14 protein-coding genes, 1 tRNA gene and 3 rRNA genes are annotated in these 20,324 nt (G+C 53.1%); 8 read left to right on the top strand and 10 right to left on the bottom strand.

Going from position 1 to position 20,324, the window contains the following annotated elements; all coding sequences use genetic code 11:
* Nucleotides 1–65: 65 nt before the first annotated feature.
* The 4 genes from glnA to SK58_RS22800 all read left to right on the top strand — a co-directional run bounded on the left by glnA (nucleotide 66) and on the right by SK58_RS22800 (nucleotide 4,337).
* A complete protein-coding gene (gene glnA / locus SK58_RS02255) occupies nucleotides 66–1,475 on the top strand; it encodes a glutamate--ammonia ligase (RefSeq protein WP_003861925.1) in 1,410 nt (469 codons plus the stop codon).
* A gap of 167 nt (nucleotides 1,476–1,642) precedes the next feature.
* The gene (glnL, locus tag SK58_RS02250) at nucleotides 1,643–2,692 is read left to right on the top strand and encodes a nitrogen regulation protein NR(II) (RefSeq protein ID WP_015569900.1); all 1,050 of its coding nucleotides are present in this window, start codon (nucleotides 1,643–1,645) and stop codon (nucleotides 2,690–2,692) included.
* Nucleotides 2,693–2,703: 11 nt separating this feature from the next.
* Nucleotides 2,704–4,116: a nitrogen regulation protein NR(I) gene (gene glnG / locus SK58_RS02245; protein WP_003861919.1), complete on the top strand. Its 1,413-nt coding sequence runs from the start codon at nucleotides 2,704–2,706 to the stop codon at nucleotides 4,114–4,116.
* A 110-nt stretch (nucleotides 4,117–4,226) separates the two neighbouring features.
* Nucleotides 4,227–4,337 carry a YshB family small membrane protein gene (locus tag SK58_RS22800; RefSeq protein WP_017382667.1) on the top strand — a complete coding sequence of 37 codons (111 nt, stop codon included), beginning with the start codon at nucleotides 4,227–4,229 and terminating at the stop codon, nucleotides 4,335–4,337.
* 100 nt (nucleotides 4,338–4,437) lie between these two features.
* Here the strand turns inward: SK58_RS22800 and hemN are convergent, their stop codons facing one another.
* Complete coding sequence (gene hemN, locus SK58_RS02235; RefSeq protein ID WP_017694042.1) at nucleotides 4,438–5,811, bottom strand: oxygen-independent coproporphyrinogen III oxidase; 1,374 nt, start codon at nucleotides 5,809–5,811, stop codon at nucleotides 4,438–4,440.
* 188 nt (nucleotides 5,812–5,999) lie between these two features.
* Nucleotides 6,000–6,515, bottom strand: coding sequence for a Der GTPase-activating protein YihI (gene yihI / locus SK58_RS02230; RefSeq protein ID WP_048219304.1), 516 nt, complete (start codon nucleotides 6,513–6,515; stop codon nucleotides 6,000–6,002).
* Between the two features lie 579 nt (nucleotides 6,516–7,094).
* On the opposite strand from yihI, the gene yihA reads away from it, so the two are divergent.
* Nucleotides 7,095–7,724 carry a ribosome biogenesis GTP-binding protein YihA/YsxC gene (gene yihA / locus SK58_RS02225; RefSeq protein ID WP_003861913.1) on the top strand — a complete coding sequence of 210 codons (630 nt, stop codon included), beginning with the start codon at nucleotides 7,095–7,097 and terminating at the stop codon, nucleotides 7,722–7,724.
* 312 nt (nucleotides 7,725–8,036) lie between these two features.
* Here the strand turns inward: yihA and polA are convergent, their stop codons facing one another.
* The gene (polA, locus tag SK58_RS02220) at nucleotides 8,037–10,829 is read right to left on the bottom strand and encodes a DNA polymerase I (protein ID WP_017382666.1); all 2,793 of its coding nucleotides are present in this window, start codon (nucleotides 10,827–10,829) and stop codon (nucleotides 8,037–8,039) included.
* A gap of 439 nt (nucleotides 10,830–11,268) precedes the next feature.
* On the opposite strand from polA, the gene SK58_RS02215 reads away from it, so the two are divergent.
* Nucleotides 11,269–12,177, top strand: a complete 909-nt coding sequence (locus SK58_RS02215; RefSeq protein ID WP_026080562.1) for an acyltransferase — start codon at nucleotides 11,269–11,271, stop codon at nucleotides 12,175–12,177.
* A 22-nt stretch (nucleotides 12,178–12,199) separates the two neighbouring features.
* Here SK58_RS02215 and dsbA read toward each other — a convergent pair whose 3' ends face one another.
* The 3 genes from dsbA to SK58_RS02200 form a co-directional block, all read right to left on the bottom strand.
* Nucleotides 12,200–12,823: a thiol:disulfide interchange protein DsbA gene (gene dsbA, locus SK58_RS02210; protein ID WP_003861908.1), complete on the bottom strand. Its 624-nt coding sequence runs from the start codon at nucleotides 12,821–12,823 to the stop codon at nucleotides 12,200–12,202.
* Nucleotides 12,824–12,850: 27 nt separating this feature from the next.
* Complete coding sequence (locus tag SK58_RS02205; protein WP_015569895.1) at nucleotides 12,851–13,837, bottom strand: serine/threonine protein kinase; 987 nt, start codon at nucleotides 13,835–13,837, stop codon at nucleotides 12,851–12,853.
* Between the two features lie 75 nt (nucleotides 13,838–13,912).
* Nucleotides 13,913–14,182: a YihD family protein gene (locus SK58_RS02200; RefSeq protein WP_003861904.1), complete on the bottom strand. Its 270-nt coding sequence runs from the start codon at nucleotides 14,180–14,182 to the stop codon at nucleotides 13,913–13,915.
* Between the two features lie 68 nt (nucleotides 14,183–14,250).
* Between SK58_RS02200 and mobA the strand changes: the two genes are divergently transcribed.
* Together mobA and mobB are read left to right on the top strand one after the other, a co-directional pair.
* Nucleotides 14,251–14,835 carry a molybdenum cofactor guanylyltransferase MobA gene (gene mobA / locus SK58_RS02195; protein ID WP_017694040.1) on the top strand — a complete coding sequence of 195 codons (585 nt, stop codon included), beginning with the start codon at nucleotides 14,251–14,253 and terminating at the stop codon, nucleotides 14,833–14,835.
* Nucleotides 14,832–15,335, top strand: coding sequence for a molybdopterin-guanine dinucleotide biosynthesis protein MobB (mobB, locus tag SK58_RS02190; RefSeq protein ID WP_017694039.1), 504 nt, complete (start codon nucleotides 14,832–14,834; stop codon nucleotides 15,333–15,335). The genes mobA and mobB overlap by 4 nt, the downstream gene beginning before the upstream one ends.
* A 99-nt stretch (nucleotides 15,336–15,434) precedes the next feature.
* Here the strand turns inward: mobB and rrf are convergent.
* From rrf to SK58_RS02170, 4 genes are all read right to left on the bottom strand, one after another.
* Nucleotides 15,435–15,550, bottom strand: a 5S ribosomal RNA gene (gene rrf, locus SK58_RS02185).
* 70 nt (nucleotides 15,551–15,620) lie between these two features.
* Nucleotides 15,621–18,526: ribosomal RNA gene (locus SK58_RS02180) — 23S ribosomal RNA — on the bottom strand.
* A gap of 183 nt (nucleotides 18,527–18,709) precedes the next feature.
* Nucleotides 18,710–18,785: transfer RNA gene (locus tag SK58_RS02175), tRNA-Glu, on the bottom strand.
* 84 nt (nucleotides 18,786–18,869) lie between these two features.
* A 16S ribosomal RNA gene (locus tag SK58_RS02170) occupies nucleotides 18,870–20,324 on the bottom strand.
* Together the 16S, 23S and 5S rRNA genes with 1 tRNA gene alongside form the textbook arrangement of a ribosomal RNA operon.

The raw sequence follows: 20,324 nt of genomic DNA, 5'->3' as shown, positions 1-20,324 counted from the left end.
TGGCAGCCCAGCCGATTTGAAGACCTCGTTACCACGACGACAATGACCAATCTGGAGAGTTAAGTATGTCCGCTGAACACGTTTTGACGATGCTGAACGAACATGAAGTGAAGTTTGTTGATCTGCGCTTCACCGATACCAAAGGTAAAGAACAGCACGTCACGATCCCTGCTCATCAGGTGAACGCCGAATTCTTTGAAGAAGGCAAAATGTTTGACGGCTCCTCCATTGGCGGCTGGAAAGGCATTAACGAATCCGACATGGTTCTGATGCCAGATGCAACCACTGCGCTCATTGACCCGTTCTACGAAGAACCTACGCTGATCATCCGCTGCGATATCCTGGAACCTGGCACGCTGCAAGGCTATGACCGTGACCCACGCTCCATCGCAAAACGCGCTGAAGAGTACCTGCGTTCTACCGGTATCGCAGACACCGTTCTGTTCGGGCCAGAGCCAGAGTTCTTCCTGTTCGATGACATCCGTTTTGGTGCTTCCATTTCTGGTTCCCACGTTGCTATCGATGACATCGAAGGCGCATGGAACTCTTCCACCAAATACGAAGGTGGTAACAAAGGTCACCGTCCGGGCGTGAAAGGCGGTTACTTCCCGGTTCCTCCGGTCGATTCTTCACAGGACATCCGTTCTACCATGTGTCTGATCATGGAAGAGATGGGCCTGGTTGTTGAAGCGCACCACCACGAAGTGGCAACGGCTGGCCAGAACGAAATTGCTACCCGCTTCAACACCATGACCAAAAAAGCGGATGAGATTCAGATCTACAAATACGTTGTGCACAACGTTGCGCACCGTTTCGGTAAAACCGCGACCTTCATGCCAAAACCCATGTTTGGCGATAACGGTTCCGGTATGCACTGCCACATGTCCCTGTCCAAGAACGGCACCAACCTGTTCTCTGGCGACAAATATGCGGGTCTGTCTGAGCAGGCGCTGCACTACATCGGCGGTGTTATCAAGCACGCTAAAGCGATCAACGCCCTGGCGAACCCGACCACCAACTCCTACAAGCGTCTGGTCCCAGGCTACGAAGCACCGGTGATGCTGGCTTACTCTGCCCGTAACCGTTCTGCGTCTATCCGTATCCCGGTGGTGGCGTCTCCGAAAGCGCGTCGTATCGAAGTGCGCTTCCCGGACCCGGCGGCTAACCCATACCTGTGCTTCGCAGCACTGCTGATGGCCGGTCTGGACGGTATCAAGAACAAGATCCACCCGGGCGAAGCCATGGACAAAAACCTGTACGACCTGCCGCCAGAAGAAGCGAAAGAGATCCCACAGGTTGCTGGCTCTCTGGAAGAAGCCCTGCAAGCGCTGGACGCAGACCGTGAGTTCCTGACCGCTGGCGGCGTGTTCACCGATGAAGCTATCGACGCTTACATCGCGCTGCGTACCGAAGAAAACGACCGCGTTCGCATGACGCCGCACCCAGTTGAGTTCGAACTGTACTACAGCGTTTAATTGATTTGTTTTACCCGGCGCATACGCGTCGGGAGTAGTTGCCGTGGAAACTTTAGCCCATCTTCGGATGGGCTTTTTTCTCCACCAACAACCTGATCTCACGCGCTTTTTACCTCTAAAACGCTATACTGCACTAAAATAGTGCAACGACTCCAGGAGACTGCTGAATGGCAACTGGCACGCTGCCCGATGCTGGGCAGATCCTCAATTCTTTGATTAACAGTATTTTGCTGGTCGACGACGAGCTGGCGGTGCATTACGCCAATCCGGCGGCACAGCAGCTGCTCGCCCAAAGCGCCCGTAAACTGTTTGGCACGCCGCTGCCGGAACTGCTGAGCTATTTCTCGCTGAATATTGGCCTGATGCAGGAGAGTTTGCAGGCGGGTCAGGGCTTCACCGATAACGAAGTGACGCTGGTGATTGACGGACGCTCGCATATTTTGTCCCTCACCGCACAGCGCCTGCCAGATGGCATGATTCTGCTGGAAATGGCGCCGATGGATAACCAGCGTCGTCTCAGTCAGGAGCAGCTACAGCATGCTCAGCAGATTGCGGCGCGCGACCTGGTGCGCGGGCTGGCTCATGAAATTAAAAACCCGCTGGGCGGCTTACGCGGTGCGGCACAGCTTTTGACCAAAGCGCTGCCTGACCCTGCCCTGGCGGAGTATACCAACGTCATTATCGAGCAGGCGGACCGTCTGCGTAATCTGGTCGATCGCCTGCTCGGGCCGCAGCAGCCGGGGATGCATATTTCAGAAAGCATTCACAAGGTCGCGGAGCGGGTGGTGAAACTCGTCTCTATGGAGCTGCCGGATAACGTCACGCTGGTGCGTGATTACGACCCAAGCCTGCCGGAGCTGGCGCACGATCCGGACCAGATTGAACAGGTGCTGTTGAACATTGTGCGTAACGCGTTGCAGGCGCTGGGCCCGGAGGGTGGCGAAATTATTCTGCGTACCCGCACCGCGTTCCAGCTGACGCTGCACGGCGTGCGTTATCGTCTGGCAGCACGCATTGATGTAGAAGATAACGGGCCGGGGATCCCGCCGCATCTCCAGGACACCCTGTTCTACCCGATGGTCAGCGGTCGCGAAGGCGGCACCGGGCTGGGGTTATCCATAGCCCGTAATTTGATTGACCAACACTCCGGCAAAATTGAATTTACCAGTTGGCCGGGACATACCGAGTTTTCGGTTTTCCTGCCGATTAAAAAATAAAGGTGACGTTTATGCAACGAGGGATAGTCTGGGTAGTCGATGACGATAGCTCCATCCGTTGGGTGCTTGAACGCGCGCTCACAGGAGCGGGATTAAGCTGCACGACGTTTGAGAGCGGCAGCGAAGTGCTCGACGCACTCACCACCAAAACGCCGGACGTTCTGCTCTCGGATATTCGCATGCCGGGCATGGACGGACTGGCGCTCTTAAAGCAGATCAAACAGCGCCACCCCATGCTTCCGGTCATCATAATGACCGCCCACTCCGACCTGGATGCCGCCGTTAGCGCCTACCAGCAGGGGGCGTTTGATTATCTGCCAAAACCGTTTGATATCGACGAAGCCGTTGCCCTGGTCGAACGCGCCATCAGCCACTATCAGGAGCAACAGCAGCCCCGCCACGCGCCGGATTTCGGGCCTACGACGGACATCATCGGTGAAGCGCCGGCCATGCAGGACGTGTTTCGCATCATCGGGCGTCTGTCGCGCTCGTCTATCAGCGTCTTGATTAACGGTGAATCAGGGACCGGTAAAGAGCTGGTTGCGCACGCCCTGCATCGCCACAGCCCGCGGGCGAAAGCGCCTTTCATCGCCCTGAACATGGCGGCGATCCCCAAAGATTTGATTGAATCTGAGCTGTTCGGCCACGAAAAAGGGGCGTTTACCGGGGCAAATACCATTCGTCAGGGACGCTTTGAACAGGCTGACGGCGGAACGCTATTCCTGGATGAAATCGGCGATATGCCGCTGGATGTTCAGACCCGACTGCTGCGCGTGCTGGCAGATGGCCAGTTTTACCGCGTGGGCGGCTATGCGCCGGTGAAGGTGGACGTGCGTATTATTGCCGCGACGCACCAGAACCTGGAGCTGCGCGTGCAGGAGGGGAAATTCCGTGAGGATTTATTCCATCGTCTGAACGTGATCCGCGTCCATCTGCCGCCGCTGCGCGAGCGTCGGGAAGATATCCCGCGTCTGGCGCGCCATTTCCTGCAAGTGGCGGCCCGCGAGCTGGGCGTGGAAGCCAAGCAGCTTCATCCGGAAACGGATGCCGCCCTCACCCGTCTGGCGTGGCCGGGCAACGTGCGTCAGCTGGAAAACACCTGTCGCTGGCTGACCGTAATGGCCGCCGGACAGGAAGTGTTGATTCAGGATCTCCCCGCCGAGCTGTTTGAAGCCACCGTGCCCGAAAGCACCGCCGGACATGCGCTGCCGGACAGCTGGGCGACGCTGCTGGCGCAGTGGGCAGATCGCGCGCTGCGTTCCGGTCATCAAAATCTGCTCTCCGAAGCGCAGCCTGAGATGGAGCGCACGCTGTTGACTACCGCGCTTCGTCATACCCAGGGCCACAAACAGGAAGCGGCTCGCCTGTTGGGATGGGGTCGAAACACCCTGACGCGCAAGCTGAAAGAGCTGGGAATGGAGTGATCTTACTCCGCTGTGTAAAGGTTACTAATTGAGCGCAAAGTGCCGTTATTTTGCGCTTTACTGTTCCGATGAGTTTTGTATGATCGTGCCCGGAAACAGGGGGGAGCATCATGCTGGAATCATTAGTGACTTTGCTTTCGAGCGGAGCAGCAGAAAGCCACACGCCACAAACTGCCGTTGCGGCGGTATTGTGTGCGGCACTGGTTGGGCTGTTTAGCTAACGCGCTGTCGATGAAAAGCCGGGTGGCGCTTCGCTTACCCGGCCTACATCTCGCACTTAAGTAGGCCGGGTAAGGCAAAGCCGCCACCCGGCATTACAGCTCAAATCACCCGCGAGAACTGCTGTAAACGCGCCTTCTGACGCAGATAGGCATCGAAGCACATGCAGATATTACGAATCAACAGACGTCCTTTCGGCGTGACGACAACCGCACTCTCCGACACATTCACCAGCCCGTCTTTCGCCAGCGGCGCCAGAAGCTTCAGGTCTTCGGCAAAGTAATCGCTGAATTGCAGATCCCATTGCGACTCCACCTCGCGAAATTCGAGACGGAAGTTGCAGATAAGCGCCTTAATCACGTCCCGACGGATGCAGTCGTCGCGCGTTAGCGCAATGCCGCGCCACAGCGCGTTGCCGGTTTCGTCTATCTGCTGATAGTACAGCTTCAGCTCTTTCTGATTCTGGGCGTAGCAGTCGCCAATCATGCTGATGGCGGAGACGCCCATTCCGAGCAGATCGGTATCGCCCTGGGTGGTGTAGCCCTGGAAGTTACGGTGGAGAACACCTTCGCGCTGGGCAATCGCCAGTTCATCGTCAGGGCGGGCAAAGTGATCCATTCCGATAAACTGATAGCCGGTTTCGGTCAGCGAGGCGATGGTCTCCTGCAAAATGTCCAGCTTCTGCTGGGCGGAAGGCAGATCCGCATCTTTGATTTTGCGCTGAGCGGCGAACAGCGTCGGCAGGTGCGCATAGTTAAAGACGCTCAGACGGTCCGGGTTAAGCTCAGCCACGCGTTTAAGCGTGTAGGCGAAGCTCTCCGGCGTCTGCTTCGGCAGGCCGTAAATCAGGTCTATATTCGTTGAGGTAAAGCCGATTTCACGCGCATGGTTGAGTAAGGCAAAGATAAACGCTTCGTCCTGCTCGCGGTTTACCAGGCGCTGTACTTCTTTGTTGAAGTCCTGTACGCCCATACTCAGGCGGTTGAAACCTTCGGCGCGTAAATGATCCAGCACATCCAGCTCGATTTCACGCGGATCGACCTCGATCGAAATTTCGGCGTCGTCGTTAAAACTAAAATTGCCGCGCAGCAGCGCCATCAGGCGGCTGATCTGCGCTTTATTCAGATAAGTTGGCGTACCACCGCCCCAGTGAAGCTGGCTGACGTGACGCCCTTTAAACAGCGGTGCGCGGTGCAGAATTTCCTGTTCGAGCGCATCGAGGTATTGATCGGCTTTGTGCTGCTGGCGGGTAACGATTTTATTGCAGCCGCAGAAGTAGCAGAGCTTATGGCAGAACGGAATATGGACGTAGAGCGACAGCGGGCGTTCGGGATAGCGCGCCACAGCTTGCTGAAAATCCGCCTCGCCGAAAGCGTCAGAAAACTCCAGCGCGGTGGGGTATGAGGTATAACGCGGCCCGGAATAGTTATATTTCTGGATCAGGGCCAAATCCCAGTCGATAGATGGTACAGACATGCTCACTCCTTCCGTTGGTGTCGCGTTCGTATACGGCGGCCCCTTCTGGTCCCGTTGCGGGACATCATTCGGGTGCGCAGCCACTTCTGTCGCCGCGACAACCGCCGTAGTTTAACGAATAACCACACCAGATAACATATAACCGGAAGGGTTATAAGCAGGACGAGTGTACCTGCCGGGTGCAAATGTTAGTTTCCACCTTTCAGCAGACGCATCATATCTTCCTGCTTTTCGTCTTCCTCTTCGTCTTCTTCATCATCGTAGGACAGACCCAGCTTCTGCATCAGTTCATCAATGCGGTCCAGTTTGGCGTCCATCCAGGACTGCTCTTCAGCGGTCAGGGTTTCACCCTCTTCAAGACGTTCCAGCAGCGCATCCAGGCGCTCATCGTTCTCCAGCATATCCAGCTCAGCCTGCGGTGAAAGCATAGGTTTCTCGCTCTTTGGTTTGTGCTGCTTAGTGACCGGCGTGTCTGTCACGCCCAGTGGAATGGGAGTTTTACTGCCGATACGAGGATCTTTCTGCTGTTTGCCTTTTGCAGAAGCGCCTGCGGCACCGCCACCGTTAGCACGGCTACCCGCAGCATGGCCACGATGTTTTTTATCGCGTTTGCGATCGCGCGCTTCCTGATTCAGTTCTTCGCGCGTTTTGCGGCGTGCTTTTGCAGGGCGTTTCACGCCCGCAGCGGAGGTCGGTTTTTTCATGATGTTTTATCTTTAAGTCGTTTTCTTCAGTATAGAATTGCGGCGAAATCTAGCAGAAAGCAAGCAAAGAAAAAAGGCGACAGAGCAATCTGTCGCCTTTTTTCCTGACTCACAACCCTTAACGGGTCAGACATTCCCTGTTTGCCTGCAACAAACCCTGTTTATCCCTTGGCTACTACCGTCCGTGATACGGTTCCGTTTCCTGTTAAAAACGCCTCCAGGCGTCGGTCGTCCTGACAATCCTGAGTCTTCGCCTCCTGGCGCTCCTGACCCTTATCCTTAAGTCGTTATCCTGTTGGCATCCTCGCCCTGGCACACACTTTACCTTGTTCCCTTAAACTAACAAGCTATGAAAAGGTACAAAACCGGATTTTCAGATAATTACTCATTAATAACTCTTTGAATTTTAATATTTTGAGTTTTTTAGCGCCTGCGATTTCTCTTAAATTTCTCATACGCTTAAGGGCAGATCTCTTACATTCAGTAGGGCTTTCACTTACATGTCAATGACGAAGGGAAAAGCCTTTTGCCCGCATTCAGGTATAATCCCCGCAGATTACGATTTTTGGAGACGACCACGTGACTACCTGGAACTACCAACAGACGCATTTTGTCACCAGTGCGCCCGATATTCGCCACCTGCCCTCAGACACAGGGATTGAAGTGGCATTTGCTGGCCGCTCCAATGCGGGAAAATCCAGTGCCCTGAATACGCTCACCAATCAGAAAAACCTGGCGCGTACCTCAAAAACACCTGGCCGTACTCAGCTGATTAACCTGTTTGAAGTGGCTGAAGGCAAACGCCTGGTCGATTTACCGGGCTACGGTTACGCGCAGGTACCGGAAGAGATGAAGATCAAATGGCAGCGTGCGCTGGGTGAATACCTGGAAAAACGCATGTGTCTGAAAGGTCTGGTGGTGCTGATGGATATTCGTCATCCGCTAAAAGATCTCGACCAGCAGATGATTGACTGGGCGGTGGCAAGCGATATTGCGGTGCTGGTGCTGCTGACAAAAGCAGATAAGCTGGCGAGCGGCGCGCGCAAGGCGCAGGTGAACAAGGTTCGTGAAGCGGTGCTGGCATTCAACGGTGATGTACAGGTTGAACCGTTCTCCTCGCTGAAAAAGCAGGGCGTGGATAAACTGCGACAGAAGCTCGACAGCTGGTTTAACGATCTGGAACCGGCGACTGAAGCGGAAGCAGAGTAACAACAGGCGCGGCGATGACCGCGCTTTTTTTCGCCTGAAACTTTCTTTGCCGCAATAAAAAACGCCCCAGTCATTACTGACTGGGGCGGCTAAAATATTCAGCCAAATCCGATTACGTGAAGTAAAAGGTCTGAAAGATAGAACATCTTACCTCTGTACCCTACGTCGTTAACTCTACTCTTTTTTTATCGCTGGACAAAGCACTTTTTGTAGTTTTTTTTCATTCTTTACATAGGGAATTCTAATGATCGTCACAAAACGCGCGTACTTATGTTGCTTACTTACATAAAACGCGCGTTATTCCGATAACCATTAGTGAGCCTGATCCCAGTTTTCGCCGCTACCCACTTCCACCAGCAACGGAACGTCCAGCTTCATGCTGTTTTCCATCAGTTCATGGATCTTCTGAGAGACCGTCTCCAGATCGTCTTTATGAACTTCAAAGACCAGTTCATCGTGTACCTGCATGATCATTTTCACGCGCGGTTTCTCTTTTTCGAGCCAGGCATCGACGGCAATCATTGCGCGTTTAATGATGTCCGCCGCAGTGCCCTGCATAGGGGCGTTGATCGCAGCACGTTCAGCACCAGCCCGGCGCGCGGCGTTGCTGGATTTGATGTCCGGAAGGTAGAGACGACGGCCATCCAGCGTTTCAACGTAGCCTTTCTCTTTCGCCTGTGCGCGGGTACGTTCCATATATTCCAGCACGCCCGGATACCGCTCGAAGTAGAGATCCATATACTTCTGCGACTCTTTACGCGGGATATTGAGCTGGCGTGAAAGACCAAAGGCACTCATGCCGTAAATCAGACCGAAGTTGATCGCTTTTGCACTACGACGCTGCTCGTTTGTCACGCTCTCCAGCGGCAGCCCAAACACTTCGGCAGCGGTTGCCCGGTGGATGTCCTTCCCTTCGGCAAAGGCCGTCAGCAGGCCTTTGTCGCGTGACAGGTGCGCCATAATACGCAGTTCGATTTGCGAGTAGTCCGCGGAGACAATCAGATAATCCTCTGGCGCAATGAAAGCCTGGCGAATACGGCGGCCCTCTTCATTACGCACCGGAATGTTCTGAAGGTTAGGATCGGTTGACGAAAGTCGCCCGGTCGCCGCCACAGCCTGGTGATAGGAGGTGTGCACGCGGCCCGTTTTCGGGTTGATCATCAACGGCAGTTTGTCGGTATAGGTCGATTTCAGCTTAGCCAGACCACGGTATTGCAGAATAACTTTTGGCAGCGGATAGTCCAGCGCCAGCTCTTCCAGCACCTCTTCAGAGGTTGAAGGGGCGCCGCCCGGGGTTTTCTTTAGCGGCTTGATACCCTGTTTTTCAAACAGGATGGTTTGCAGCTGTTTCGGTGACGACAGGTTAAATGCCTCGCCAGCAAGCTCATGCGCCTTCTGTTCAAGCTCGGTCAGGCGCTGCGCCAGCTCTCCAGAGTGGTTATGCAGCACCGTTGGGTCGATTTTAACGCCATTGCGCTCAATGCGGGACAGCACAGGCACCAGCGGCATCTCAATGTTCTGGAACACATTCAGCGGCCCTTCGTGCTTCTGCAATTTCGGCCACATTTTGAGATGCAGCTGTAGCGTGACGTCAGCGTCTTCCGCGGCGTAGCGGCCTGCTTCTTCCAGCGCGATCTGGTTAAAGGTCAGCTGATTTTTGCCCTTACCGGCAATTTCTTCAAAGGTGATGGTTTTGTGTTTCAGCCAACGATCGGATAAGGAATCCATATCATGGCGGCCCGCCACGCTGTCCAGAATGTAAGATTCCAGCATGGTGTCAAAAGCGATACCACGCAGCTCAATGCCGTAGTTTTGCAGAATACCGCGGTCGTACTTCAGGTTTTGCCCAACCTTCAGCACTTTCTCATCTTCCAGAATCGGCTTCAGCAGTTCTAAGGCGCGCTCGCGGGAGATTTGCTCCGGCGCATCCAGATAGTCGTGAGCCACCGGAACATAGGCTGCAATACCCGGCTCCGTTGCGAATGACAGGCCCACCATATTAGCCGTAATGTTATCAAGGCTGTCCGTTTCGGTATCGAAAGCAAATACTGGCGCTTTTTTCAGCTTTTCAATCCAGGCGATGAGCCGTGACTCTTCAAGGATGGTTTCATAGTTGTCGAAGGAGAGCGCTACCGCCTCTTCTTCTGCCTGCTCTTCGGCATTGACAACGATGGTCTCTTTCGGCTTCGCCGCAGGTTTAGCCCCTTTCGCCTGAAGCCATTTCCCGGCTTCAACATCCGCGGTCCAGCGTTTAAATTCGTATTTTCTGAACAGGCCAAGCAGTTCGGCGGCGGCGGGTTCCTGCACTTCCAGCTGCTCGCAGGTAAGCTCCAGCTCTACGTCAGTTTTGATGGTGGCCAACTGATAGGAGAGATAAGCCACCTCTTTGTTATCGGCGAGCTTTCCGGCCATGGTTTTTGCGCCACGGAAGGTAAGACCGGCAATTTTGTCGGGTTCTGCATACAGCGTATCCAGCCCGCCCAGCCCTTGCAGCAGCGCCTGAGCTGTTTTTTCGCCTACGCCCGGTACGCCAGGAATGTTATCCGAGGAATCGCCCATCAGGGCGAGGAAATCAATAATGAGCTCTGGCGGCACGCCATATTTGGCGACCACTTCTTCCGGGCCAAGAATGGTGTTTGTCATGGTGTTGATCAGCGTGATCCCGGGCGTTACCAGCTGCGCCATGTCTTTATCACCGGTACTGATCAGAACCGGGCGGCCTGCTTTTTCCGCTTCGCGCGCCAGGGTACCAATTACGTCATCAGCTTCAACGCCTGAGACCGCCAGCAGTGGCAGCCCCATCGCTTTCACCATAGCGTGCAACGGTTCAATTTGCGCACGCAGATCGTCAGGCATAGGGGGACGGTGAGATTTGTAATGCTCAAATAATTCATCGCGGAAGGTTTTACCCTTCGCATCAAACACCACGGCCGCATGGGTTGGGTGGTATTGCAGAATCAGGCTGCGAAGCATATTCAGCACGCCGTACATTGCGCCGGTAGGTTCCCCTGCGCTGTTGGTCAGAGGAGGAAACGCATGATACGCCCGATACAGGTAAGAAGAGCCATCGACGAGTATAAGTGGGTTTTCTGGGATCTGAACCATAATGTCCGTGCCTTTTATGAATTTATGGGTAAAGGATGCCACAGAAGGATGAAAACATCAGGTTTTAGCGCTTTATACAGAAAAAGATTTTGCGATCGGGAAGATCGCTCGCAAAACAAAACTGTGGATAAGTTTGTGCATATTTTTAATACAGGTGAATAACAGCTTTATAAAAGTGATACTGAAAACTTATTTATATAATAAAATCAAAGCATTGCTATAAGATCACTTAAGATCGCGCTTCACTGATGTTTCTTTAGTCTATGTGGATATAAGACTTAAGCACTCTGTCTATATGCAAAAATTCGCTGCCTGGCAGGAAAAGCCGCAGCCTCCTGGTGTGAAACCGCCCTGGTCTGAGCGAATTTCTGATAAGATCGGCGCCCAGCACCGGATAGCCGGCTGCTCAATTACAGCTAACTATCTGAATAAATTCATTATGTCGAGAATACTCGCAGCGATAACATTATGGTTAAGCGTCATTTTAACTATTCTGGTTACCATCGCCTGTTCTGTGCCAATCATCGTTGCCGGAATAATTAAACTTCTGCTGCCTGTCCCTCCGGTATGGCGCGCGGTGTCTGCTTTTTGTAATTTTATGATGTACTGCTGGTGTGAAGGGCTGGCGATCCTGCTGCATCTGAACCCCTGGCTGAAGTGGGATGTTCAGGGGCTGGAGAAGCTGAACAAAAAGAACTGGTATCTGCTGATCTGCAATCACCACAGCTGGGCCGACATCGTTGTATTGTGCGTACTGTTTCGCAAACACATTCCGATGAACAAATACTTTCTGAAACAGCAGTTGGCCTGGGTGCCTTTCATTGGTCTGGCCTGCTGGGCGCTGGATATGCCGTTTATGAAACGCTATTCACGCAGCTATTTGATTCGTCATCCGGAACGCCGCGGTAAGGACGTGGAAACCACGCGCCGTTCTTGCGAGAAGTTTCGCGCGCATCCCACCACCATTGTTAACTTCGTCGAAGGATCGCGCTTTACCGAAGAGAAGCGCCAGCAAACTCGCTCTCCTTATCAGAACCTGTTGCCGCCAAAGGCAGCGGGCATCGCAATGGCGCTCAACGTGCTGGGTGAGCAGTTCGATAAATTGTTGAACGTAACGCTCTGCTATCCGGAAAACGACAGGACGCCATTCTACGATATGCTCAGCGGCAGGCTGACGCGTATCGTTGTCCGCGTTGATCTGGTGCCCGTCAATACTGAACTGCACGGGGATTACGTCAACGATAAAAACTTCAAACGTCGTTTCCAGCTTTGGCTTAATACACTCTGGAAAGAGAAAGACGAGCAGATAGCGAAGATTAAATCTTCATACAAAAACGCCGGTCAGTGACCGGCGTTTTTCTTTTTGGTTGTTACTTTTTCTCAACCAGGTATTTCACGGTATCAGCGTACTGTTGTACGAAGATATCCATGCTGGTCGTGTCCATACCACGCATATTCACCTGGTATTTGCCGTTAACATACATCGCCGGCACGCCCTGCAACTGGAAGTCAGCGGCAGCTTTTTCCTGCTGTGCCACGAGAGATTTCACCACGAAACTGTTCCAGGCAGCGTCATAGTCTTCACCTTTCACACCGGCATCCACGAATACTTTACGGATATCTGCCGTAGTTTGTACGGTTTGGGTTTTCTGTACGGCTTCAAACATAGGCGCGGTGATCTTATCTTCCACACCCAGCGCAATCGCGACCGCCCATGCCTGAGTCAGGTCTTTACCCAGTGGGCCAAGGAACTCAACGTGGTATTTCGTCATTTTGGTGCCTTCCGGCAGCTTTTTCTTCACGTTGTCAGAAACATGAAGTACCTGCTCAAACTCGTAGCAGTGCGGGCAGTAGAAGGAGAAGAACTCCAGCACCTGAGGCTCGCCAGCAACAGGCTTGTCCAGCGTTATGTACTGCTTGCCGTCGGTAAACTGCGCAGCAGTTGCGCTAAATGCCAGAATCATACCAGCCAGCGCCAGCCAAATTTTTTTCATGATTAACTCTCTCCTGGGTGTGTCCAATTAATACATCGGCGTTAATTGCAAAGGGGGTTCCTGTAGAACCTTAACCTGCGCGGTAAATGTGGATATCTGGTTGCGCCAGTAATCCTCCCCGGTAAGCCAGGGGAAATTTCGGGGAAAAGCCGGGTCTTCCCAACGCCTGATTAACCACGCGAGATAATAAACAAATCGCATCGCACGTAAAGGTTCTATCAAGGCAATTTCGTCTGAATTAAAGGGGCTAAATTCTTCATAAGCTTCAATTATGGTCTCAAGCTGCATGCGCTGCTCGGCTTTATCACCGTTGAGCAGCATCCACAGATCCTGCACCGCGGGTCCCATACGTGCGTCATCAAGATCGACAAATAGTGGGCCATCGCGCCAGAGAATATTCCCGGCGTGGCAGTCACCGTGCAGGCGCAGAGTAGTAATATCATCCCGCCAGCAGGCTTTTACAGCATCAATAAGCTTATCGGTCGCCGTGAGGAAATTATCCTTTAGCGCATTCGGGATCAGCGCCGATGTTTCGAATACCTGTCGCGGCTCAATAAGATATTCCTGAACACCAATCGTCGGACGGGCAACAAACGGTTTTTTACGTCCCGTCTGATGAATGCGCCCCAGATAGCGGGCAACCCATTCCATCTGATCAATATTATCCGCCTCAAACTGTCTTCCGCCCAGGCTCGGAAATATCGCGTAGTAAAAGCCCTGATGGGTCAGCAGCGTTTGGTTATTGAATTTAATGGGTGCCGCAACGGGAACATCGTCATCCAGCAGATCGTGGGCAAACTGATGCTCTTCCTGAATTTGTTCTGCGGACCAGCGCTGTGGACGGTAAAACTTTACGACAAAGCGCTGGCGCTCTTCGTCCTGAAATTGGTAGACACGGTTTTCGTAGCTGTTTAAAGGGGTTAACCCGGAATCCACCCGAATACCCTGTTCGAACAGCGCATCCATAATGGTATCCGGGTGTAGTGTCTGGAAAGTAAAAGCCTGGTCGTTCATCCGATCATCCGGAAATTATACGAATGATTCAGGATATCATCTTGTGGCGATTTCGGTGGCTCCGCTTACAAGCTTTTACTCTTTAATTACGCCTCGGGCACGCAGTAATGCGGTTTTAAAATCCTCTTCATAATCTTTCTGAATGCCAGGAATAACAGCATCTTTAGCCGAGTCACGCATTTTCAGGTGGTAGATCAGGATGTCGTCAGAAAGGTCTGCCAGTTCGCCATCAAAACCTGACTCTTTCGCCAGTTTCTGTAAAAATTGCATCAGATTCAGCTCTGGCTCTTTTTGCCAGGCCGGCTGGAGAAGCTCAATGACTTCATTAAGACGTTTACATTTCATGGTAGTGCTCCTTTCATTTAGAGAGACACGTTAGCAGGGTCAATCCCACAATAAAAGAGGCGATATTCGTGAATCAATGCCAGGAAATCATCGGAGTTGTTCTGGCCGGGGGCAGGGCAACGCGTATGGGCGGAAAGGATAAGGGGCTTCAGCTCCTGAATAACACACCATTATGGCAGCATGTTGCTGATACGCTTGCAGATCAGGTGTCCTCGATGGCGATCAGCGCTAACCGACATGTTGATATTTATCAGCGCAGCGGGTATCCGGTTTATCAGGATAACCTGGTGGACTACCCCGGTCCGCTGGCGGGAATGCTTTCCGTTATGCAGCAGTCGCATGGAGAGTGGTTTCTCTTTTGTTCATGTGATACGCCCTTCATCCCGTCCTGCCTGGTTGAACGTCTGGTGCAGCGGCGCGGTGGTGCTCCCGTCGTCTGGGTACACGACGGTGAACGCGACCATCCAACGATCGCATTGATTAATCGCTCGTTAATATCCGCGCTGGAAGATTATTTGGCCGCAGGAGAGCGACGCGTTATGGTATTTATGCGTCAGTCCGGAGGGCATTCCGTTGATTTCAGCGACATGAAATCGGCGTTTGTGAATGTAAACACGACGGAAGATTTGCAGATAATGCAGGAGAAGAAATGATACCCGTATTAGCGATCTCTGCCTGGAGTGGCACCGGGAAGACTACGCTGCTAAAAAAACTAATACCTGCACTTTGCGCCAAAGGCATTCGTCCCGGATTGATTAAGCATACGCACCATAACATGGATGTCGATAAGCCGGGGAAAGATAGCTATGAGCTGCGTAAGGCTGGCGCTGCACAAACGATGGTGGCGAGTAACCAGCGCTGGGCGTTAATGACAGAAACACCGGATGAAGCACCGCTGGATCTCGCTTATCTTGTCAGCCGGATGGATCACTCCACGCTGGATCTGGTGCTGGTTGAGGGGTTTAAGCATGAGGCCGTGCCTAAGATCTTGCTGTTCAGAAACGGCGCCGGGCATGATGTTAGCGAACTAATGCTGGATGAGCATGTGATTGCCGTGGCCAGTGACGTTGCGTTGTCGCTGGAAGTACCGGTTCTGGATTTGAATAATGTGGAAGGGATTGCAGCGTTTATTTTGGCGTGGTGTGCAGTCTGAGATCTGCCGGGTGACGGCTTCGCCTTACCTGGCCTACATTTTTTCGACGTATAAACGCAAAAAGGCCATCCTTGCGGATGGCCTCTTCACTTGTTTGATGCCTGGCAGTTCCCTACTCTCACATGGGGAGACCCCACACTACCATCGGCGCTACGGCGTTTCACTTCTGAGTTCGGCATGGGGTCAGGTGGGACCACCGCGCTAAAGCCGCCAGGCAAATTCTGTTTAATCTGTATCAGGCTGAAAATCGTGTCTGTCTCTTCGCCAAAACAGCTTCGGCGTTGTAAGGTTAAGCCTCACGGTTCATTAGTATCGGTTAGCTCAACGCATCGCTGCGCTTACACACCCGACCTATCAACGTCATAGTCTTTAACGTTCCTTCAGGAGACTCAAGGTCTCAGGGAGAACTCATCTCGGGGCAAGTTTCGTGCTTAGATGCTTTCAGCACTTATCTCTTCCGCATTTAGCTACCGGGCAGTGCCATTGGCATGACAACCCGAACACCAGTGATGCGTCCACTCCGGTCCTCTCGTACTAGGAGCAGCCCCCCTCAATTCTCCAGCGCCCACGGCAGATAGGGACCGAACTGTCTCACGACGTTCTAAACCCAGCTCGCGTACCACTTTAAATGGCGAACAGCCATACCCTTGGGACCTACTTCAGCCCCAGGATGTGATGAGCCGACATCGAGGTGCCAAACACCGCCGTCGATATGAACTCTTGGGCGGTATCAGCCTGTTATCCCCGGAGTACCTTTTATCCGTTGAGCGATGGCCCTTCCATTCAGAACCACCGGATCACTATGACCTGCTTTCGCACCTGCTCGCGCCGTCACGCTCGCAGTCAAGCTGGCTTATGCCATTGCACTAACCTCCTGATGTCCGACCAGGATTAGCCAACCTTCGTGCTCCTCCGTTACTCTTTGGGAGGAGACCGCCCCAGTCAAACTACCCACCAGACACTGTCCGCAACCCGGATTACGGGTCTACGTTAGAACACCAGCCATTAAAGGGTGGTATTTCAAGGTTGGCTCCACGCAGACTGGCGTCCACGCTTCAAAGCCTCCCACCTATCCTACACATCAAGGACCAGTGTTCAGTGTCAAGCTATAGTAAAGGTTCACGGGGTCTTTCCGTCTTGCCGCGGGTACACTGCATCTTCACAGCGAGTTCAATTTCACTGAGTCTCGGGTGGAGACAGCCTGGCCATCATTACGCCATTCGTGCAGGTCGGAACTTACCCGACAAGGAATTTCGCTACCTTAGGACCGTTATAGTTACGGCCGCCGTTTACCGGGGCTTCGATCAAGAGCTTCGCCTTACAGCTAACCCCATCAATTAACCTTCCGGCACCGGGCAGGCGTCACACCGTATACGTCCACTTTCGTGTTTGCACAGTGCTGTGTTTTTAATAAACAGTTGCAGCCAGCTGGTATCTTCGACTGATTTCAGCTCCGCCCGCAGGGGCTTCACCTACACATCAGCGTGCCTTCTCCCGAAGTTACGGCACCATTTTGCCTAGTTCCTTCACCCGAGTTCTCTCAAGCGCCTTGGTATTCTCTACCTGACCACCTGTGTCGGTTTGGGGTACGATTTCGTGTTACCTGATGCTTAGAGGCTTTTCCTGGAAGCAGGGCATTTATCACTTCAGCACCGTAGTGCCTCGTCATCACACCTCAGCGTTAACAAGGTACCGGATTTACCTGGAACCTCCGCCTACATGCTTAAACCGGGACAACCGTCGCCCGGCTGACATAGCCTTCTCCGTCCCCCCTTCGCAGTAACACCAAGTACAGGAATATTAACCTGTTTCCCATCGACTACGCCTTTCGGCCTCGCCTTAGGGGTCGACTCACCCTGCCCCGATTAACGTTGGACAGGAACCCTTGGTCTTCCGGCGAGCGGGCTTTTCACCCGCTTTATCGTTACTTATGTCAGCATTCGCACTTCTGATACCTCCAGCATGCCTCACAGCACACCTTCAACGGCTTACAGAACGCTCCCCTACCCAACAACACATAGTGTCGCTGCCGCAGCTTCGGTGCATGGTTTAGCCCCGTTACATCTTCCGCGCAGGCCGACTCGACCAGTGAGCTATTACGCTTTCTTTAAATGATGGCTGCTTCTAAGCCAACATCCTGGCTGTCTGTGCCTTCCCACATCGTTTCCCACTTAACCATGACTTTGGGACCTTAGCTGGCGGTCTGGGTTGTTTCCCTCTTCACGACGGACGTTAGCACCCGCCGTGTGTCTCCCGTGATAACATTCTTCGGTATTCGTAGTTTGCATCGGGTTGGTAAGCCGGGATGGCCCCCTAGCCGAAACAGTGCTCTACCCCCGAAGATGAGTTCACGAGGCGCTACCTAAATAGCTTTCGGGGAGAACCAGCTATCTCCCGGTTTGATTGGCCTTTCACCCCCAGCCACAGGTCATCCGCTAATTTTTCAACATTAGTCGGTTCGGTCCTCCAGTTAGTGTTACCCAACCTTCAACCTGCCCATGGCTAGATCACCGGGTTTCGGGTCTATACCCTGCAACTTAACGCCCAGTTAAGACTCGGTTTCCCTTCGGCTCCCCTATACGGTTAACCTTGCTACAGAATATAAGTCGCTGACCCATTATACAAAAGGTACGCAGTCACCCCATAAAAGAGGCTCCCACTGCTTGTACGTACACGGTTTCAGGTTCTTTTTCACTCCCCTCGCCGGGGTTCTTTTCGCCTTTCCCTCACGGTACTGGTTCACTATCGGTCAGTCAGGAGTATTTAGCCTTGGAGGATGGTCCCCCCATATTCAGACAGGATACCACGTGTCCCGCCCTACTCTTCGAGTTCACAGCAAGTGTGCTTTCGTGTACGGGACTATCACCCTGTACCGTCGGACTTTCCAGACCGTTCCACTAACACACAAGCTGATTCAGACTCCGGGCTGCTCCCCGTTCGCTCGCCGCTACTGGGGGAATCTCGGTTGATTTCTTTTCCTCGGGGTACTTAGATGTTTCAGTTCCCCCGGTTCGCCTCGTTAACCTATGTATTCAGTTAACGATAGTGCAACGGATTGCACTGGGTTTCCCCATTCGGACATCGCCGGGTCAAGGGTTCATATCACCTCGCCGGCGCTTTTCGCAGATTAGCACGTCCTTCATCGCCTCTGACTGCCAGGGCATCCACCGTGTACGCTTAGTCGCTTAACCTCACAACCCGAAGATGTTTCATCTTCTGATTGCGAAAATTTGAGAGACTCGAACACACATGAGCTGTGTGTCGTTTCAATTTTCAGCTTGATCCAGATTTTTAAAGAGCAAATATCTCAAACATCACCCGAAGATGAGTTTTGAGATACTGAGGCAGGTGACTTTCACTCACGAACCAGCAAGTGGCGTCCCCTAGGGGATTCGAACCCCTGTTACCGCCGTGAAAGGGCGGTGTCCTGGGCCTCTAGACGAAGGGGACGTACAGTCTCAATCGCAAGACGCCTTGCTATTTACTTTTCATCAGACAATCTGTGTGGACACTACAAAGGCAGGTTCTTTAAGGTAAGGAGGTGATCCAACCGCAGGTTCCCCTACGGTTACCTTGTTACGACTTCACCCCAGTCATGAATCACAAAGTGGTAAGCGCCCTCCCGAAGGTTAAGCTACCTACTTCTTTTGCAACCCACTCCCATGGTGTGACGGGCGGTGTGTACAAGGCCCGGGAACGTATTCACCGTGGCATTCTGATCCACGATTACTAGCGATTCCGACTTCATGGAGTCGAGTTGCAGACTCCAATCCGGACTACGACGCACTTTATGAGGTCCGCTTGCTCTCGCGAGGTCGCTTCTCTTTGTATGCGCCATTGTAGCACGTGTGTAGCCCTACTCGTAAGGGCCATGATGACTTGACGTCATCCCCACCTTCCTCCAGTTTATCACTGGCAGTCTCCTTTGAGTTCCCGGCCTAACCGCTGGCAACAAAGGATAAGGGTTGCGCTCGTTGCGGGACTTAACCCAACATTTCACAACACGAGCTGACGACAGCCATGCAGCACCTGTCTCAGAGTTCCCGAAGGCACCAATCCATCTCTGGAAAGTTCTCTGGATGTCAAGAGTAGGTAAGGTTCTTCGCGTTGCATCGAATTAAACCACATGCTCCACCGCTTGTGCGGGCCCCCGTCAATTCATTTGAGTTTTAACCTTGCGGCCGTACTCCCCAGGCGGTCGACTTAACGCGTTAGCTCCGGAAGCCACGCCTCAAGGGCACAACCTCCAAGTCGACATCGTTTACGGCGTGGACTACCAGGGTATCTAATCCTGTTTGCTCCCCACGCTTTCGCACCTGAGCGTCAGTCTTTGTCCAGGGGGCCGCCTTCGCCACCGGTATTCCTCCAGATCTCTACGCATTTCACCGCTACACCTGGAATTCTACCCCCCTCTACAAGACTCTAGCCTGCCAGTTTCGAATGCAGTTCCCAGGTTGAGCCCGGGGATTTCACATCCGACTTGACAGACCGCCTGCGTGCGCTTTACGCCCAGTAATTCCGATTAACGCTTGCACCCTCCGTATTACCGCGGCTGCTGGCACGGAGTTAGCCGGTGCTTCTTCTGCGGGTAACGTCAATCGACAAGGTTATTAACCTTATCGCCTTCCTCCCCGCTGAAAGTACTTTACAACCCGAAGGCCTTCTTCATACACGCGGCATGGCTGCATCAGGCTTGCGCCCATTGTGCAATATTCCCCACTGCTGCCTCCCGTAGGAGTCTGGACCGTGTCTCAGTTCCAGTGTGGCTGGTCATCCTCTCAGACCAGCTAGGGATCGTCGCCTAGGTGAGCCGTTACCCCACCTACTAGCTAATCCCATCTGGGCACATCCGATGGCAAGAGGCCCGAAGGTCCCCCTCTTTGGTCTTGCAACGTTATGCGGTATTAGCTACCGTTTCCAGTAGTTATCCCCCTCCATCAGGCAGTTTCCCAGACATTACTCACCCGTCCGCCACTCGTCAGCGAAGCA

Source organism: Enterobacter sp. BIDMC93, from assembly GCF_001037805.1.
Taxonomy (GTDB): Bacteria; Pseudomonadota; Gammaproteobacteria; order Enterobacterales; family Enterobacteriaceae; genus Enterobacter; species Enterobacter hormaechei_C.
Note: the sequence above shows the minus strand (reverse complement) of the source record. Positions and strands in the feature narration are given on the sequence as shown.

Excerpts from the sequence above, each read along its gene's own strand:
- polA (WP_017382666.1), bottom strand. The coding sequence starts at position 10,829 with ATGGTTCAGATCCCAGAAAACCCACTTATACTCGTCGATGGCTCTTCT.
- SK58_RS02215 (WP_026080562.1), top strand. The coding sequence starts at position 11,269 with ATGTCGAGAATACTCGCAGCGATAACATTATGGTTAAGCGTCATTTTA.
- glnA (WP_003861925.1), top strand. The coding sequence starts at position 66 with ATGTCCGCTGAACACGTTTTGACGATGCTGAACGAACATGAAGTGAAG.
- dsbA (WP_003861908.1), bottom strand. The coding sequence starts at position 12,823 with ATGAAAAAAATTTGGCTGGCGCTGGCTGGTATGATTCTGGCATTTAGC.
- SK58_RS02205 (WP_015569895.1), bottom strand. The coding sequence starts at position 13,837 with ATGAACGACCAGGCTTTTACTTTCCAGACACTACACCCGGATACCATT.
- yihI (WP_048219304.1), bottom strand. The coding sequence starts at position 6,515 with ATGAAAAAACCGACCTCCGCTGCGGGCGTGAAACGCCCTGCAAAAGCA.
- SK58_RS22800 (WP_017382667.1), top strand. The coding sequence starts at position 4,227 with ATGCTGGAATCATTAGTGACTTTGCTTTCGAGCGGAGCAGCAGAAAGC.
- mobB (WP_017694039.1), top strand. The coding sequence starts at position 14,832 with ATGATACCCGTATTAGCGATCTCTGCCTGGAGTGGCACCGGGAAGACT.
- glnG (WP_003861919.1), top strand. The coding sequence starts at position 2,704 with ATGCAACGAGGGATAGTCTGGGTAGTCGATGACGATAGCTCCATCCGT.
- hemN (WP_017694042.1), bottom strand. The coding sequence starts at position 5,811 with ATGTCTGTACCATCTATCGACTGGGATTTGGCCCTGATCCAGAAATAT.
- glnL (WP_015569900.1), top strand. The coding sequence starts at position 1,643 with ATGGCAACTGGCACGCTGCCCGATGCTGGGCAGATCCTCAATTCTTTG.
- SK58_RS02200 (WP_003861904.1), bottom strand. The coding sequence starts at position 14,182 with ATGAAATGTAAACGTCTTAATGAAGTCATTGAGCTTCTCCAGCCGGCC.